11 protein-coding genes and 2 pseudogenes are annotated in these 16,377 nt (G+C 44.3%); 3 read left to right on the top strand and 10 right to left on the bottom strand.

Translation table 11 applies throughout. The features are described from left to right. Positions 1–44: 44 nt before the first annotated feature. A pseudogene (locus tag GPK88_RS19740) lies at positions 45–272 on the top strand (IS1634 family transposase); the annotation flags it as partial. Positions 273–421: 149 nt separating this feature from the next. On the opposite strand, the pseudogene GPK88_RS03570 reads toward GPK88_RS19740, so the two are convergent. The 8 genes and pseudogenes from GPK88_RS03570 to GPK88_RS03605 all read right to left on the bottom strand — a co-directional run. Beyond that, a pseudogene (locus GPK88_RS03570) lies at positions 422–1,750 on the bottom strand (IS1182 family transposase); the annotation flags it as partial. A gap of 389 nt (positions 1,751–2,139) precedes the next feature. After that, the gene (mmsB, locus tag GPK88_RS03575) at positions 2,140–3,315 is read right to left on the bottom strand and encodes a multiple monosaccharide ABC transporter permease (RefSeq protein WP_118062728.1); all 1,176 of its coding nucleotides are present in this window, start codon (positions 3,313–3,315) and stop codon (positions 2,140–2,142) included. Between the two features lie 4 nt (positions 3,316–3,319). Beyond that, positions 3,320–4,858 carry a multiple monosaccharide ABC transporter ATP-binding protein gene (gene mmsA, locus GPK88_RS03580; RefSeq protein ID WP_173762987.1) on the bottom strand — a complete coding sequence of 513 codons (1,539 nt, stop codon included), beginning with the start codon at positions 4,856–4,858 and terminating at the stop codon, positions 3,320–3,322. Positions 4,859–4,943: 85 nt separating this feature from the next. Then, positions 4,944–5,972, bottom strand: coding sequence for a multiple monosaccharide ABC transporter substrate-binding protein (chvE, locus tag GPK88_RS03585; RefSeq protein WP_242996933.1), 1,029 nt, complete (start codon positions 5,970–5,972; stop codon positions 4,944–4,946). Positions 5,973–6,220: 248 nt separating this feature from the next. Continuing rightward, positions 6,221–7,300: a sugar ABC transporter substrate-binding protein gene (locus tag GPK88_RS03590; RefSeq protein ID WP_118070680.1), complete on the bottom strand. Its 1,080-nt coding sequence runs from the start codon at positions 7,298–7,300 to the stop codon at positions 6,221–6,223. A gap of 6 nt (positions 7,301–7,306) precedes the next feature. Then, positions 7,307–8,905, bottom strand: a complete 1,599-nt coding sequence (locus GPK88_RS03595; RefSeq protein ID WP_118062732.1) for a response regulator transcription factor — start codon at positions 8,903–8,905, stop codon at positions 7,307–7,309. After that, positions 8,883–10,391 (bottom strand): sensor histidine kinase, encoded by a 1,509-nt coding sequence (locus GPK88_RS03600; RefSeq protein WP_021976664.1) that lies wholly within the window; start codon positions 10,389–10,391, stop codon positions 8,883–8,885. Before GPK88_RS03600 ends, GPK88_RS03595 begins: the two co-directional genes overlap by 23 nt. Next, positions 10,369–11,397 carry a sugar ABC transporter substrate-binding protein gene (locus GPK88_RS03605; protein ID WP_118062733.1) on the bottom strand — a complete coding sequence of 343 codons (1,029 nt, stop codon included), beginning with the start codon at positions 11,395–11,397 and terminating at the stop codon, positions 10,369–10,371. The genes GPK88_RS03600 and GPK88_RS03605 overlap by 23 nt, the downstream gene beginning before the upstream one ends. Positions 11,398–11,569: 172 nt before the next feature. On the opposite strand from GPK88_RS03605, the gene GPK88_RS03610 reads away from it, so the two are divergent. Together GPK88_RS03610 and GPK88_RS03615 are read left to right on the top strand one after the other, a co-directional pair. Further along, entirely contained in the window at positions 11,570–12,154 is a 585-nt protein-coding gene (locus tag GPK88_RS03610) for a TetR/AcrR family transcriptional regulator (protein WP_021976662.1), read from the top strand. A gap of 157 nt (positions 12,155–12,311) precedes the next feature. Beyond that, a complete protein-coding gene (locus GPK88_RS03615) occupies positions 12,312–14,276 on the top strand; it encodes an oleate hydratase (protein WP_118062734.1) in 1,965 nt (654 codons plus the stop codon). A 145-nt stretch (positions 14,277–14,421) separates the two neighbouring features. Here the strand turns inward: GPK88_RS03615 and larE are convergent, their stop codons facing one another. Together larE and GPK88_RS03625 are read right to left on the bottom strand one after the other, a co-directional pair. Then, the gene (gene larE / locus GPK88_RS03620) at positions 14,422–15,249 is read right to left on the bottom strand and encodes an ATP-dependent sacrificial sulfur transferase LarE (protein ID WP_173772386.1); all 828 of its coding nucleotides are present in this window, start codon (positions 15,247–15,249) and stop codon (positions 14,422–14,424) included. Positions 15,250–15,556: 307 nt separating this feature from the next. Then, a complete protein-coding gene (locus tag GPK88_RS03625) occupies positions 15,557–16,357 on the bottom strand; it encodes an MBL fold metallo-hydrolase (protein WP_173772379.1) in 801 nt (266 codons plus the stop codon). Positions 16,358–16,377: the final 20 nt, after the last annotated feature.

The raw sequence follows: 16,377 nt of genomic DNA on the forward strand, positions 1-16,377 counted from the left end.
ATCAAAAAATTCCGAGTCCTTTTATATCACTCAGTCCTATACAAATCCGGTTATTAAACCGCGCTTTGAAAGGAACTTATACTACAGAACAATTGCTCCATATTTTAAAAGACATAAAATTTGCAGATGTAGAAGAACAGGGTTTCATGCCGGTATATGAACGTCAGAAAATCACTGACGATCTCCACGAAACCTGTGGATTCAGAACAGACTATCAATTCATAACAAAACGGAAAATGAAAGGAATTCAGAAAAAAAGTAAGCGGAGATAAAACATTACTATGTTTCGTGTATGCAGATAAAAGTGCCACACCCCTTGTATTTGAAGGGCACTGAAAAACTTCCATTTCTTCTTAAGTGGAAGTTTTTCTTTTATATTATTTTCAAATCTTTACTTAGGAAAATCATAAAAAGCTATGGTTTACTCCATAGCCAGCTCATCTAATCTTACTATTCGTTTTACATTTGCTGTAAATGCCGTAAAATACATTTGCAGATGCATAGCAAATAAACCTCTCGAATCTGCTTTACGCAAACCGTGAGCTTCCTTTAGTTCTCCATTCTTTTCTTCTATCCTGTGCCGAATCTTCATTCGCTCCTGAAAATATTCGCTTTCTTCAAATTTAAGCCTTTCAAGATTTTTCTCGCTTGCTTGCGTGATACTGTAGCTTCTTGTTTTAGCGTTTGATCTTCCTACACGGCATTTTTCTCTTTGGGGACATTTCCGACACGTTACTTTGCTAAATATATATCTTAAATAAGTATTCCCATTTTTTGCCGTTCTTTTTTCTACACGCGTGGAAAGCTCTCCGGCAGGACACTGCAGCATCCCAGCATCTTTATTAAAGCAGAAACCTTCCTCAAGGTTCCCGTTTGCTGCAGCAGCTACTGCTGTATTGGTTCTGGCAATCAATGTAATCTCTTTTCCGCAGACTTCCAGATTGTCATCACTGACATATGCCATATCGCCTATAACTTCTGTAACTTTTATTCCATTTTCCTTCGCGTTTTCTATCAGTTTTGGTAATTCCTGCCCATCTGGTGCTCCTCCATCTGTTACAGTGATCCCCGCAATGAGACGTTCTTCAGTCATCGCAAGATGATTCTTATATCCATAGAACGTACTGGTTGCCGTTTTATGTCCAAACCGTGCATCTTTATCATCTTTGGATCGGATCTCTTTGAGCCGCTCATCTTCTAGTAGTTCTTTCATTTCATGAGAAAGTTTCTGTATCTTTTTATTTCCACAGGATTTTATTCCTTCCTCCAGAACCTGGAGTAGTTCCCTAGTATAGGCAATTTCTTCATCCAGTCCTGCTTCCAAAGAGGGTTTCTCAGGAAATCGCTCTGATAATTCAAAAGCTGTTTTATAAACCTCTTTCCGAAGTTGTTTGCTCATATCCCGCAGAATCTGCGTTGGAGATTTTGCCCAGACAGAAGCAATTGTATGGGTGGAATCAACGATAATGGTTCCCGATTTGATCAGATTTTTATCCAAAGCCTGTTGAATGGTTTCTTTTAACATTTCTTCCAGAATATCTTCTGTAATACGAGTTTTTCTGAATTTTGTGAGAAGACTGGGATCTATCATTTTTGCTTCTGGTTCCAGGTCAAGGAAAAATTTATATGCCATGTCCGTCTGGGCGCTGCTAATCAGGGCTTCGTCAGAAAGATCGTACAGTTTTTTCAGGAAAAGCAGTTTAAACATCATTTCTGGTTCCTTTGCCGGGCGACCGAAATTTTCACAAAAAAGCCCAATTCTTTTTTAGAATCAGACTTTTTCAGTGCCCTTTTAAATATGGTTTTGATTTGGTTTTGTAGCATAAAAAAATCTCCTTGTAGTTGTATTTGCATCGTGCAGATGCTTCTTTAACTACAAGGGCCGCTCTCACTACTTCTAAAAACCAATCAGTAGTGAGAGCGGCCGCACATTTGAGTTGAAGTGTCAACCCCTATTTAGGGAAAAACTAAAAAAGAGGTTAGACCTCATGTATAAGATCTAACCTTGAAAATTAACTAAATGACATTGACCAGTGAACAGTAACAAAATAACCTTACATAAAACAACAGTATATACACCCAAAAACAGCAGGTTCCGGATCACTCCGAAAACCTGCTGTCCTGATTCGCTGACTATTATTATTTTACGATAAAAGATTTTCTCTTACTTACAACATCAAAGATAACGGCTGCAAGAAGAACCATACCTTTGACAACCTTCTGGATATTCTGGTCAATACCCATGATACTCATACCAAGATTCAAAACACCCATCAGCAGTGCACCAATGATAACGCCAGGAACGGTACCGGTACCACCATAAGCAGAAGCACCACCGATAAAGCAGGCACCGATCGCATCCATCTCAAAGTTTGTACCAGCCTGCGGGTTGGAAGAATTCAGTCTGGCCATTGTCACCATACCTGCGATAGCTGCCAGAAGACCCATGTTCAGGTAAGCAAGGAAATAAACTTTGTTCGTATCAATACCGGAAAGCTTCGTAGCCTTCTCATTACCACCAACTGCGTAAAAATAACGACCGGTTGTAGTCTTGGAAGCAATGTATGTATAGATCGCGATGATCACTGCAACCCAGAGAAGAGAATTCGGAATACCTTTGTACTGAGCAAGTCTGAACATAAAAGCAAGAACAACTGCACAGATCAGGACCATCTTCACCGCAGTACCACCAAAAGCCTCAACACTGTAACCTTTCTTCGCACGATCCGCACGGTTCTTCATAACCAGCGCAACATAAACGATGCAGACAATAATACCAACTACAAAACAGGTTCTGTTAAAACCTTCACCTCCGCCAAGGAAATCCGGAATATAGTTATTAAAAAGACCAAGATAAGCATCCGGCATCGGAGCAAGAGTCTGACCTTCCAGAACAACATTGGAAAGACCACGGAAAGCAAGCATACCAGCCAAAGTAACGATAAACGGAGGAATCCGGACGTAAGCGATCCAGAATCCCTGCCATGCACCAATGGCAATACCTACCAGAAGCATCACGATCATGGTAAGATACGGATTCATGCTGTTGAGAACCATCATCTTACCACCGACAGCAGCAACAAAACATACAACTGAACCAACAGAAAGGTCGATGTTACCACCGGTTAAGATACAGAACAACATACCAGTTGCAAGAATAAATACATACGCATTCTGTGCTACCAGGTTATTTACATTCTGTGGAAGAAGCATAACACCCTTCGTGTTCACCGAAAACATGATCACTACAAAAACAAGCACAATGACCATGGTATATTTCTTTAATATTTCTGAAAAACTAATCTTTTTCTCCATCTTCTTACTCTCCTTTACCTGACTTCACGATCTTGGACATGATCAGTTCAGAAGTAGCTTCCTCACCACTTACCTCACCGACAAATCTGCCCTCGTTCATGATATAGATTCTGTCTGACATTCCAAGCACTTCCGGAAGTTCAGAAGAGATCATGATCACGGATTTACCTGCTGCCACCAGGTCGTTGATGATACAGTAAATTTCGTATTTGGCACCTACGTCGATACCTCTTGTAGGTTCATCCAGGATCAGAATATCCGGTTCCGCAAACATCCACTTTGCAAGAAGGACTTTCTGCTGGTTACCACCACTTAAGTTTCCAACATTCTGTTCAACTGTCGGACATTTGGTTTTCAGTTTCTTCCGGTATTCCTCAGCAACTGCGTATTCTTTGTCCGTATCAATCACTTTTCCATTGCTGATCCCTGCCATATTTGCAAGAGAAGTATTCATTTTGATAGACTTGGAAAGGATCAGTCCATTTCCTTTTCGGTCTTCTGTAACATAGGCAAGTTTATTGTCAATGGCCTCCTTGACAGTATTGAGCTTCACTTCTTTTCCATTCATAAATACCTGTCCGGAGATCTTTGTTCCGTAACTCTTACCGAAAATACTCATGGCCAGCTCTGTCCGGCCTGCTCCCATCAGTCCTGAGATACCGACAACCTCACCTTTATGCACTTTAAAAGATACATTATTTACCACCTTGCGCTCTGTATACAGCGGATGATAAACATTCCAGTTTTTGACCTCCATGGAAACATCGCCGATCTTTACACCCGGACGTTTCGGGAACCGGTCTGTCATCTCACGTCCGACCATTCCCTGAATGATCCTCTGCTCAGAAAAATCATCTTTCTTTTTATCCAGCGTCTCAATGGTCGAACCGTCTCTGATAACGGTGATCTTGTCTGCTACGTAAGAGATCTCATTTAATTTATGGGAAATGATGATCGAAGTCATTCCCTGTTTCTTAAATTTCAGAAGAAGATCCAGAAGAGCTTTGGAATCGTCTTCGTTCAGTGATGCGGTAGGCTCATCCAGAATAAGAAGTTTTGCATTTTTTGCAAGTGCCTTTGCGATCTCAACCAGCTGCTGCTTACCTACACCTATATCCTTGATCAAAGTTCTGGAGGACTCCTCCAGTCCTACTATTTTCAAATATTTATCTGCTTCCCCATAAGTTTCATTCCAGTTGATGGAAAAGCTTTTGCCTCTTTCATTACCCAGGTACATGTTTTCACCGATCGTCATATACGGGATCAGTGCCAGTTCCTGGTGGATGATTACAATCCCTTTATGTTCACTGTCTTTGATGGTGTTAAATTTACAGATCTCACCATCATAAATAATATTTCCTTCATACGAGCCATACGGATAAATACCACTTAATACATTCATCAATGTAGATTTACCGGCACCGTTCTCACCTACCAGTGCGTGGATCTCGCCTTCCTCAACCTGGAGATTAACATTGTCCAGTGCCTTTACACCTGGGAAAGTTTTGGTGATATTTTTCATTTCCAGAAGTATCTTAGCCAACTCAATTTCCCTCCCTTTCCACTGTTCATGCAGGCGGTTATGATCCCCGCCTGCATGTGATAAATTTCTGTCCTTAAAAATTCACTTATTTGATCTGATCCTCTGTGTAGTATCCGGAATCGATCAGGATCTCTTTGTAGTTATCTGTTGTAACAACAACCGGGTCGCAAAGGTATGTCGGGATGACACCTGTTCCGTTGTCATAGGACTCTGTATCATTAACTTCCGGCTCCTCACCTTTCATGATGGAGTCAACCATTTTTACTACTGCGGAAGCAAGAGCTCTTGTGTCTTTGAATACGGACATTGCCTGTTTTCCGGCTACAAGGTTCTTAACGTTCGGTGTATCACAGTCCTGACCGGTGATGATCGGATATTCTCCTGTGTAGGAAGCTGCCAGTGCATTCTCAACACCAAGTGCTGTGGAATCATTGGAGCAGAGAACTGCGTCAAGGTTTGTTCCGTCAGAGTAGTTACCTGCGATGATGGTGTCCATTCTGTCCTGTGCTTTTGCACTGTCCCAGTTTGCAGTAGCAACCTGCTCAAACTCGGTCTGTCCGGATTTTACTACCAGTTTGCCGTCGTCGATGTATTTCTGGAGAACATCCATCGCACCACCGAAGAAGAAGTTACAGTTGTTATCACCAGGATCTCCGGTGAACAGCTCGATGTTAAACGGTCCATCCTGATTATCAAGATCCAGTGCATCTACCAGGTACTCGCCCTGTTTCTGTCCTACTTTGTAGTTATCGAATGTTGCATAATAGGAAACTGCATCGGAATTCATAAGAAGACGGTCATAGGAGATAACCGGAATTCCTTTTTCTTTGGCCTGTTTCAGCGGCTCGCCAAGGCTGCTTCCGTCGATGGATGCCACAACCAGAAGGTCGCATCCGTTTGCTACCTGGTTCTCAAGCTGGGAAACCTGTGTGCTTACGTCGTTGGATGCATACTGAAGGTCTACTTCATATCCTGCTGCCTCCAGCTCTTTCTTCATGTTCTCGCCATCCTGGTTCCATCTCTGGAGATCCTTGGTCGGCATGGTAACACCGATCACTTTTTTGTCTGCTGCCTGTGCTGTCGCTGCCGGAACTACCACCATACCAGCTACCATTGTCGCGCAAAGAAGTGCAGATACCATTTTTCTTTTCATTGTAAAATCCTCCGTTTCATTTTTGTTTTTGGAATCACGTTTCCTTTGATGATGTTACTATAGCACAGGACAATCTGGACATAGTTGGCAATGACAGAGACATTTTTTTGCAAAAGAAAAATGCCTTGCACGAAGCAAGACATTTTTGCGCCAAAAATCTGCTATTGATTTTTGTCATAATTGTATGTTATTGCACATATGGATTCCTGTTATTCTGTATCATAATCCGTATTGAGATACACCTCATCTCTTCTGTGGAACCCTCCGTCTATGATCACCTCATCAATATTATCCCTGGTAACTGCTACCGGCTCCAGCACCTTCGCCGGGACATCATAGCTTCCATCATTTACCGTATCTGTCACATCAGAAGAAACTTTTCCCTCTTCTGCCATCTTCACTGCATACCTCGCTGCCTGGCGGGCCAGATCCTCAATGGACTTAAATGCGGTCATATACTGGGTCCCCTCCACAATACGCTGACAGGCTGCCAGATCTCCGTCCTGTCCTACCACGATCACCTGCCCCGCAAGCTGGTTCTCCGCAAGAACCTGGATCACCTGGCTGGCAATATCATCATTTCCGCACATGATTCCTTTTACATCCGGATACTCCTCCAGCGCCTCTTCCACATAATCCACGGCCAGTTCCGCTGTCCATCCTTCACAGTTGGCTTCATATACTACCTGAAGATTGCTGCCTTGTAGTGTATCCTCAAACCCTTCTTTTACCATTGCGACATTGTTATCTGTGGCGGATCCCTGGATCATAAAGATCTTTCCGCCGTCCGGAATGGCTTCCTCCATAGACTGTGCCATGATCTCTCCCACCATACGGTTGTCAAAGGAGATGTACATATCCGTATTGGCGTCATTCACCATACGGTCATAGGAGATCACCCGGATCCCCGAGCTGTGTGCACGTTCCACAGCCTCCGAAAGCGCACCGCAGTCCCTTGCGATGATCACAATCACATCCATATGTTTCTTGATAAAGTAATCGATCTGACTGATCTGCTCCTGGGCGTCGGCTCCTGCATCCTGTACATTTACCTCTGCCCCAAGATCCCTTGCTGTTGCCACAAATACATCTCTGTCGCGGATCCATCGTTCAATAACAAAAGAATCCACGGTAAGCCCGATCTGGATCTTCTTTTCTCCGTTTTCTTCCTTTCCGTCTGTCTCCTGCTGTGCCGCTTCCTCCGTTTTTGCAGAAGTGCAGCCAGTCAGCATCAATGCTGCCAGACATAAAAAAATCAAAAATTTCCTGAATATTTTTCCCCCGCTCATGATGTCTTACCTCAACCTCTCCCTGAATTCACTTGGTGTCACACCTTCATATTTTTTGAATATCCTGCTGAAATAATTTGGATCACTGTATCCGGATTCCGCGCAGATCTCCTTGATGGAAAGCCCGGAATCCTTGAGAAGTTCCCTTGCATTCCGAAGCCGGATCTCTGTAAGGTACTCAATAAAGTTTCCTCCTGTCTCCTGCTTGAAGAGCTTGCTGAAATAATAGGGACTGATATCCACTTCCCGCGATACTTCATCCAGCGAGATATCTTTTTTGTAATTGTCCCGGATATAGGACTTTGCTTTTTCGATGATGGATACTGCCTCTTTTTCCCTTGCACTTTCCATGTTGCTGCAGATCTCCGAGGTTTTGTCCAAAAACCATTTTTTCATGCCTTCCATATCTGTACACGCCTGAAGTTCATGAATATAATTTCTGCGGTAGCTGATGGCATATTTCACGGTTCCGGCAAAAAAGGCCTTTTTTTCCACTCCCATCACAAGTTCCAGCACCTTGATCTGCATATCCTCCATACTGACTCCCGGCTGGTTCTCCATCCACCGGAAAAATTCTTCCGCGCAGTTTAAGGCTCCTGCCACATCCTTGTCGATCACTCGGTTTTCATAGCGGCGCTCCAGGTCTCTTGGATACTCCCCGTCGTATTTCTGCGCTGCCGGAACATCCTCGATATGGATCACATGGCTGGTACTTTCCCGAAGTGCGATCATCGCCTCCTTGAAAGATTCTTTCATGGTGCTTCCCAGTTCCTTCACCCGGCCGATGCCACAGCGGAATTTGCTGTCGATCCTGCTTTCCAGCTTATGTACCATGTTTCTGGTCCTTGTTACCACTTCCACGCGCTCCTCATAAGACTCCTTGGGATTTCGGTACGGAACAAGGATCACAATACGGTTTCCCATGATGGGGCCCACCAGACATTCAAAAAATCCCTGAGCGATCTCCCGGAATGTAGAATAAAATTTATTGGCCTTTACACTGGCTCCCACTGCATTGGTAAGCACTCCGTTTTCTGTGGAATCCCCGAATTCTGCCACGATCATATATCCGTATTCTTCCTGGATATCCAGAAGTTCCTTGTAATTATCCTGATATGTCTGAAAATCATCCTGCAGAAGGATATTATTGATATATCCGCTTTCAATCATGGGCACAACGGTTTCCAATTTTTCACGGATCTTCAGATCATCGCTTCGTTTCTGTCTTGTGGAATCCACCTGATCCATGGCTTTTGAACAGGTTTCCAGGATTACTTTTTTGTTGACCGGCTTGGTCAGAAATTCCATAACTCCCAGGTTTACGGCTTCTTTTGCATAATTGAATTTATCGTAGGCAGTGATGATCACAAACACTACAGATCTGTTGAATTTCTGGATCTCCCGGATGGCCTGGATTCCGCTCAACCCCGGCATCTGGATATCCATAAAACAGATGTCCGGCGGATATTTTTCCGCTTCTTCCACAACTGCACGGCCGGTTTTTGCAGTATGGATCTCACATTCATTTCCATAATTGGAACTTATGATACTTTTCAGGGATTCCAGCATGATCCCTTCATCATCAGCAAGCAGGATTCTGTACATTATTTTCGCTCCTCTCCACAGGAATGTTGATCACAACCTCTGTTCCCATTCCTTCCCCTTCACTGTAAATTTCCATCAGTCCGTCCTGTTCATAGTACAGTTCCAGACGGCTGATCACGTTATTCATACCAATTCCCGTGGAATCCCCCTCACTGGAACTGTTGTGGATCTTTTTGGAAAGAACTTTCTCAATCTGTTCTTTCGTCATTCCCTGTCCGTTATCCCGGACACTGATCTCAATATGATCTTTCCAGCGTTCCACACTCAGTTCAATATGGCCTTCCCAGTCAATATTGCGGATTCCATGATTGACCGCGTTTTCCACAACCGGCTGCAGGATCATGCTGGGAACACGCACATTTTCCACATCACATTCCACCTTTTTGGAAAAATGGATATCTCCTGCAAAACGCACATTCAGTATGTAAATATAATTGTCTACTGCTTCCAGCTCTTCCTCCAGTGTAGCATCTTCCTCACCCTTCTTTACATTATAACGGAAAAAATCTGCCATCTTTTCCACAAAAATACTGGTTTTTTCCGCATCCTCCATCATGGCGAGCTGTGCTCCTGCATTCAGGGAATTAAAAAGAAAATGCGGGTTGATCTGGGACTGGAGATATTTCAGCTGTGCTTCCTTCAGATGTGTCTCCATCAGAAGTTCCCGTTCCATCATCTGCTGCTCTTTTTCCATACCTGCCTTTGTCCTTGCGATGTAAAGGCCGAGATTCTCCACCATGGTATTAAAAGCCCTTGTCACCACCCCCAGTTCATCTTTGGCATCGGTTGGCGGCATCTTCACATTAAAGTTTCCCTGACCTACCAGCTGTGCGGTTTCCGCCATGTTTGTCAGCGGCCGGAACATCCCTCTTGTAGCCATGATCAGAAGGATCATTCCGCAGACTACCCCCAGAAGCATGATCACCGTATTGCTGATCTCCAGATATTTCATAACTGCCCGGAGAGCCCCGTAGGTCTGGGAATTTTCTTTAAAAAGCTGCTTGTTCAGTTCATCCATGGAGCTTTGGATATAGCTGTAAAGTTCCAGGCTCTCGTCGTATTTCAGCTTGTACTTTTCCACATTTCTGCCTCGCTTGGCAGCTACGGTTCCTGCTGTGCAGGACAGATAGGATTCGGACATTTTCCGGATCTTTTTCTCCAGAAGTTTTACAGAATCCTCTATATTCTGATCATTGAGCTTTTCCAGTTCCTGCCTGTATTTGGCTTCGTTCTGGTAATAATCCATCAGTGCCTGGGAACTTTTTACCTTCAGATACTGATACATGCTGTCCTGTACATCCTCAAAAACCTGCCCCAGTTCTGTGATCTGGGCATTGCTGGCGTATACATCATCCATCTCCTGCATGGAATTGTTGATCCGGACATAAAACAGCATGTTGATCGTAAACATCAGCGCCGCAAGGACGCCTACCTCGATCACGATCTTGCTGACAAGAGAAAGGTCACTCCACCGAAGCTTTTTCATCTGTGTCTGCCTCCCTTCTCATTTTTTCCACCGCTGCCCGGTCAAGAAAATTAATGTCTACATTATAGTAAGAATTCGTTCTTCCATCTTTGATATAATTGGTAAGCGCTTCCACACTGTACTGTCCCAGCTGTGTGGTATCCACGTCGCAGGTCACGGAAATGACACCTTTTTCCACTGCTGCCAGGATATCCTCCGATGTGTAATAACCGATGATCTTAACTTTTCCTGCAAGGTTGAAGTCCAGCACTGCCTGTCTGGCACATTCCGTGGTCTCCTCATCCATACAGACCAGAATATCCGGGATGTTCCGTTTCTGCTGAAAAATATCCGTAACTGCTTCCTCAGTCTCAAAGGTTCCTGTAGACAAAAGATTTCTTCCTTTGATCCGGATGTCATTTTTTCCGGATGCTGCCTGGACTGCATTGCTGATCTGGGTATAGATCTGGCTTTCGTTCATATCATCAATGTCTCTTTTCTGAAGGATCAGGATCTTTTCCGTATCTTCGTCCACATAACTGGAAACAATTTCCCCGTAAGCCATGCCCAGCTGATAATCGCTGACACCCACAAAACTCTGCCGCCTGCTGTGCACCGCGTCACTCATGACTGTGACCACTGGTATGCCATTTTCTACTGCAGTATCAATGGCTTTCTCCAGACCGGCTTCCCCGTTGTACTGCAAAATGATCCCGTCTGCCTTGGCCGCAATACTCATGTTCATGTAGTCCAGTTTGTCATAGGAGGTTCCCCGATCCGGTCCCATGATTTCCAGAAGGACGTCGTTCTGTGCCGCAGTTTTCCGTGCACTTGCATATACAGCCTGCCAGAACTGGGAATCCGGACTGTCCACGATCAGGTCATACTGATACTGATATACTTTTTCTTCTTTTTTCTCAAGACCTGCTTTTTTTGTAATGCCGCTGTAATAGGATTCTCCTGTCATATAGATCAGAACTGCGATCGCTGCAAATATACACAGGATATATACTGGTTTCCTCTTCATGTCATACTCTTCTCCATCTGTAATGCCGGTTTATGATAATATTTTTGCAACATTATAAATTTTTCATATAGTTTATCATCTTTTCACAGAAAAGTCACCGCCATCCATAGAATTTCTGTGCATTTTCATGTTATATTAATAACCATAAACTTGCCAAAGGAGGCCAGCAATTATGACAAACGCAACCAAACTTGCTCTGGAAGAATCCCTGAAACGTCTGCTTCTTAAGAAGCCTTTAGATAAGATCACCATCAACGACCTGACTACAGACTGCGGGATCAGCCGCATGACTTTTTACTATCATTTCAAAGATATCTACGATCTTGTGGAGTGGAGTTGTCTGGAGGATGCCAGGATCGCCCTCCAGGGCAAAAAAACTTCTTCTACCTGGCATGAGGGACTTCTTCAGATCTTTGATGCCGTAATGGAAAACAAACCGTTCATCTTAAATGTATACCGCAGCGTTGGACGGGAACAGATCGAGAATTATCTGTTTGCGCTCACCTGTGATCTGCTGATGGGTGTGGTAACTGAGAAATCAAAAGACATCCTCATTACAGAAGAGCAGAAAATTTTTATCGCAGATCTCTATAAATACAGCTTTGTAGGCATTATGCTGGACTGGATCAAAAATGGCATGCGCGAAGATTACCACGGAATCGTGGATGACACCGCAACTGCACTGTATGGATGTATCGACAATGCCATCCACAATTTTGCCGCAAAAAACAAAACTGCCGGTGTGCGTACAGAATAAAAACTTATCAAAACAGGCATAATGATAAAAAACTGAACATTTCCGGTGTTTTGTAAATAGAATCTTTTTTCCGGATGGGCTATCATAGCCTCAACAGCAACAAAGAACAGTTAATCCGATACAAACAGGTATCTCATTTACGAAAGGTGGATGTCATATGTCAGATAAAAAAGGATTCATGGGACTTGCAGCACTTGCGGCAGCCGGAGCCGGCGCAGCCATGCTGATGAAAAAAACAAAAGAGATCAATGAAGAGGAAACTTTCCATGTAAAGAAAACTACCGAGAACTACCGCAATACCGAACGTGGAAAATATGACAAAAACAGCAAGGGGATCTATTATTCCAACGGCAACTACGAAGCCTTTGCCCGCCCGGAGAAGCCGGAGGGTGTGGATGACAAGCATGCTTACATCGTAGGAAGCGGCCTTGCTTCCCTGGCAGCTGCCTGCTTCCTGGTCAGAGATGCACAGATGCCCGGGGACCATATCCACATCCTGGAAGCCATGGACATTGCCGGCGGTGCCTGCGATGGAATTTTTGATCCGTCCAGAGGTTATATCATGCGTGGCGGCCGTGAGATGGAAAATCATTTCGAATGTCTCTGGGATCTTTTCCACAGCATTCCTTCCCTCGAAAAACCAGGCGCTTCTGTTCTGGATGAATTTTACTGGCTGAATAAACATGACCCCAATTATTCTCTGTGCCGTGCAACCGTTAACCGTGGGCAGGACGCTCATACCGACGGAAAATTTAACTTAAGCCAGAAGGGCTGCATGGAAATCATGAAGCTGTTTATGACAAAGGATGAGGATCTTTACGACAAAACTATCGAGGATGTTTTCGATGATGAAGTGTTTGATTCCACTTTCTGGCTGTACTGGAGGACCATGTTCGCATTTGAGAACTGGCACAGTGCTCTGGAGATGAAGCTTTACTTCCAGCGTTTCATCCATCACATTGCAGGACTTCCGGATTTCAGTGCCCTGAAGTTCACCAAGTACAATCAGTATGAATCCCTGATCCTTCCTATGAAAAAATATCTGGAGGATGCAGGTGTTGACTTCCAGTTTAATACCGAGGTCACAAACGTGATCTTTGATTTCAAGGATGGCAAAAAGATCGCCTCCGCCATTGAATGTAAGGTAAAAGGTGTGGAACAGGGCATTCTTCTTACTGAAAATGATTATGTTTTTGTCACAAACGGAAGCTGTACAGAAGGCACCATCTATGGCGACCAGAATCATGCTCCAAACGGTGACGCAGAAGTCCGCACCAGCGGCGTATGGTCCCTGTGGAAAAATATCGCAGCCCAGGATCCGTCCTTCGGACATCCGGAAAAATTCTGCTCTGATATTTCCAAAACAAACTGGGAATCTGCTACCATCACGACTCTGGATGACCGCATCATCCCGTATATCACCAATATCTGCCAGCGTGACCCGCGTTCTGGCAAGGTTGTTACCGGCGGTATCGTAAGCTGCCAGGATTCCAAATGGCTCTTAAGCTGGACCATCAACCGTCAGGGACAGTTCAAGGAGCAGGATCCGAAGAAAGTCTGCGTATGGGTATACGGACTGTTCACCGATGTTCCTGGTGACTATATCAAAAAACCGATGAAAGAATGTACCGGTAAGGAAATTACCGCTGAGTGGCTGTACCACCTGGGTGTTCCGGTAGATCAGATCGACGACATGGCTGAAAACAGTGCTGTCTGCGTTCCGACTATGATGCCGTATATCACTGCATTCTTTATGCCCCGCGCCAAAGGTGACCGCCCGGATGTTATCCCGGATGGATGCGTAAACTTCGCATTCCTGGGTCAGTTTGCAGAGACTCCACGTGATACCATATTCACAACAGAGTATTCCGTACGTACCGCAATGGAAGCTGTATATGGACTTTTTGGTGTAGACCGTGGTGTTCCGGAAGTATGGGGAAGCGTTTATGATATCCGTGAGCTTCTTGACAGCAGCGTGAAGCTGATGGATGGAAAATCTCCTCTTGAGATCCAGCTGCCAGGACCTCTGAATGCACTGAAAAAACCACTTCTCAATGTTGTAAAGGGTACTGTGGTTGAAAAGGTGCTCCGGGATCATAATGTGCTGAAGGATTATATGTAAGATATACAGCCTGCCAGACAAATATTCTCAATCCGAAAATTAAGATTTGAACACAGTAACGGAGCCTCCGGTTCTATTCGTGCAGCAATCCCCCCGAAATACTTCTCGCGCGGTATTTCCGGGGGATTATTTTATTTTCTGATACTTATTTTCCCAGTGTTTCATTCATACTTCCGGAACGGAAGCCCTGAAGATCCAGAGTCACGTAAGAAAATCCCAATGTGCGGAATTTCTCTGTGATCTTTGTTCTTGTTTCATTATCTGCAATTTTCAGGATATCTTCTTCCGGAACCTCGATCCTTGCCATGGTACCGTGGATACGGACACGGAACTGATGGAATCCCAGATCCATGAGAAACTGCTCGGCCTGGTCTACCATGTGAAGTTTTTCCTCGGTGATGGTCTCACCGTATACAAATCTGGAAGCAAGGCAGGCAAAGGATGGCTTGTTCCAGGTTGGAAGGTTCATGCCCTTTGACAGCTTGCGAATCTCTTCTTTATAGAGGCCGGCCTCCTGGAGAGGACTTCGGACCCCAAGCTCCTGAATGGCTCTTTTTCCAGGACGGTAATCTCCCAGGTCATCCATATTGGAGCCTTCCACGATCATGTTCATATGGTGGAATTTTGCTGCTTCCCAGAGTTTGGTGAAGATGGCTTTTTTGCAGATGTAGCAACGGTCCGGCGGGTTCTGGCGGAAGCCTGGAATGTCGAATTCGTTGATCTTACAGATCTCCTGTCGGATATGATTTTCCTGGCAAAAATCCTCTGTTTCTTTCAGCTCTCTGTCAGTAAAGGAGCAGGGACATGCGGTAATGGCCATGGCCTTGTCGCCAAGTGTTTCCTGGGCAGCTTTCAGAAGAAAGGTAGAATCTACGCCGCCGGAAAATGCTACGGCTACGCTTCCCAGAGAGCGGAGGATTTCCTGGAGTTTTCTGTATTTTTCTTCAAGTGTGATGTTGTCTGTTACTGGCATATGTTCTGTCACCTCGTAATTTGTAAAATATTATTTGTGTATTATTGTAAACGATACCTTTTTGTCCTACAAGCATTTTCTTTCTGATGGATACACTATGAAATTTGTAAGTATATCCGGACGATCTATCCGGCTCATAAGCTTTTCGTAAAATTATCTTCCACAAAATTTTTACAGAACAGGAAAGACTTCTTCCTGGAGGACTCTTTTATGTCATTGGAGCATTACGAAATAATTTTCCATGATATAAAATAGGACCGGAAACGCAGCATATGCCACGCTTCCGATCCTTCCTTTTTTACAATTATCACATTTCAATCACATCAAGATCATCCGGAATAAACAGATTTCCGTGATAATACTCTCTGCCTTCTGCGCCGTAGAGTTCTTTACGTTTCCTAATGTTCTTATCCTCTGTATGATACAGTACAAGGTTTTTCACGCCAAGATTTTCAGCAAGCTCGCTGGCATCCTTGACTGTGGAGTGATGTTTCTCATAAGGATTGAAGATATCACGCTGTCCGTACAGGCAGAATGCTTCGTGGAACATCCAGTCACTGCCTTTGGCGTATTTCTCCTCGCACTCGTTGTATGGCTCATCGCCACAGCAGGTAAGTACCTTTCCACCGTCGTAGATCATCTGGAATCCGAACTGTTTTGCCTTGGTGGAACCGATGTCAAAGAAGCTCACTTTCTTATTGAGGATCGTTCTCTCCTCACCGTCTTTTACTTCGATCAGGTGAAGTCTGTCACCAATGTACTGTGTCTCCTTTTTATTCAGAAGCTTAAAGGCCATGTCTTTCAGAAGTCCGATCACCTCATCATGGGCATAGATATTCGCCTCGCCCTGGTAAGTACCTTTTTTCATATTCTGGCAGATGATGCGGATCACCCAGACGATTCCCATGATATGGTCTACGTGCTTATGTGTAACAAAGATCTCATGGACATCCATCAGGTCAATACCTGCCTTCTTCAGCTGGGAAAGTACAGTATTTCCGCCGCCTCCGTCAACCAGAAAATGGCCGTACTCATCGCTGAGCACGAAACATGTATTGTAGCATTCTGTTACCAGTGCGTTACCTGTTCCAAGCATGGTTAATTTCATTGTTTTTCTCCTCCTGTATA

The sequence above is a fragment of the Blautia sp. MCC269 genome (genome assembly GCF_018785655.1).
GTDB lineage: Bacteria > Bacillota > Clostridia > Lachnospirales > Lachnospiraceae > Blautia_A.

Excerpts from the sequence above, each read along its gene's own strand:
- chvE (WP_242996933.1), bottom strand. The coding sequence starts at position 5,972 with ATGGTAGCTGGTATGGTGGTAGTTCCGGCAGCGACAGCACAGGCAGCA.
- larE (WP_173772386.1), bottom strand. The coding sequence starts at position 15,249 with ATGCCAGTAACAGACAACATCACACTTGAAGAAAAATACAGAAAACTC.
- GPK88_RS03595 (WP_118062732.1), bottom strand. The coding sequence starts at position 8,905 with ATGTACAGAATCCTGCTTGCTGATGATGAAGGGATCATGCTGGAATCC.
- GPK88_RS03605 (WP_118062733.1), bottom strand. The coding sequence starts at position 11,397 with ATGAAGAGGAAACCAGTATATATCCTGTGTATATTTGCAGCGATCGCA.
- GPK88_RS03615 (WP_118062734.1), top strand. The coding sequence starts at position 12,312 with ATGTCAGATAAAAAAGGATTCATGGGACTTGCAGCACTTGCGGCAGCC.
- GPK88_RS03610 (WP_021976662.1), top strand. The coding sequence starts at position 11,570 with ATGACAAACGCAACCAAACTTGCTCTGGAAGAATCCCTGAAACGTCTG.
- GPK88_RS03625 (WP_173772379.1), bottom strand. The coding sequence starts at position 16,357 with ATGAAATTAACCATGCTTGGAACAGGTAACGCACTGGTAACAGAATGC.
- GPK88_RS03600 (WP_021976664.1), bottom strand. The coding sequence starts at position 10,391 with ATGAAAAAGCTTCGGTGGAGTGACCTTTCTCTTGTCAGCAAGATCGTG.
- mmsB (WP_118062728.1), bottom strand. The coding sequence starts at position 3,315 with ATGGAGAAAAAGATTAGTTTTTCAGAAATATTAAAGAAATATACCATG.
- GPK88_RS03590 (WP_118070680.1), bottom strand. The coding sequence starts at position 7,300 with ATGAGCGGGGGAAAAATATTCAGGAAATTTTTGATTTTTTTATGTCTG.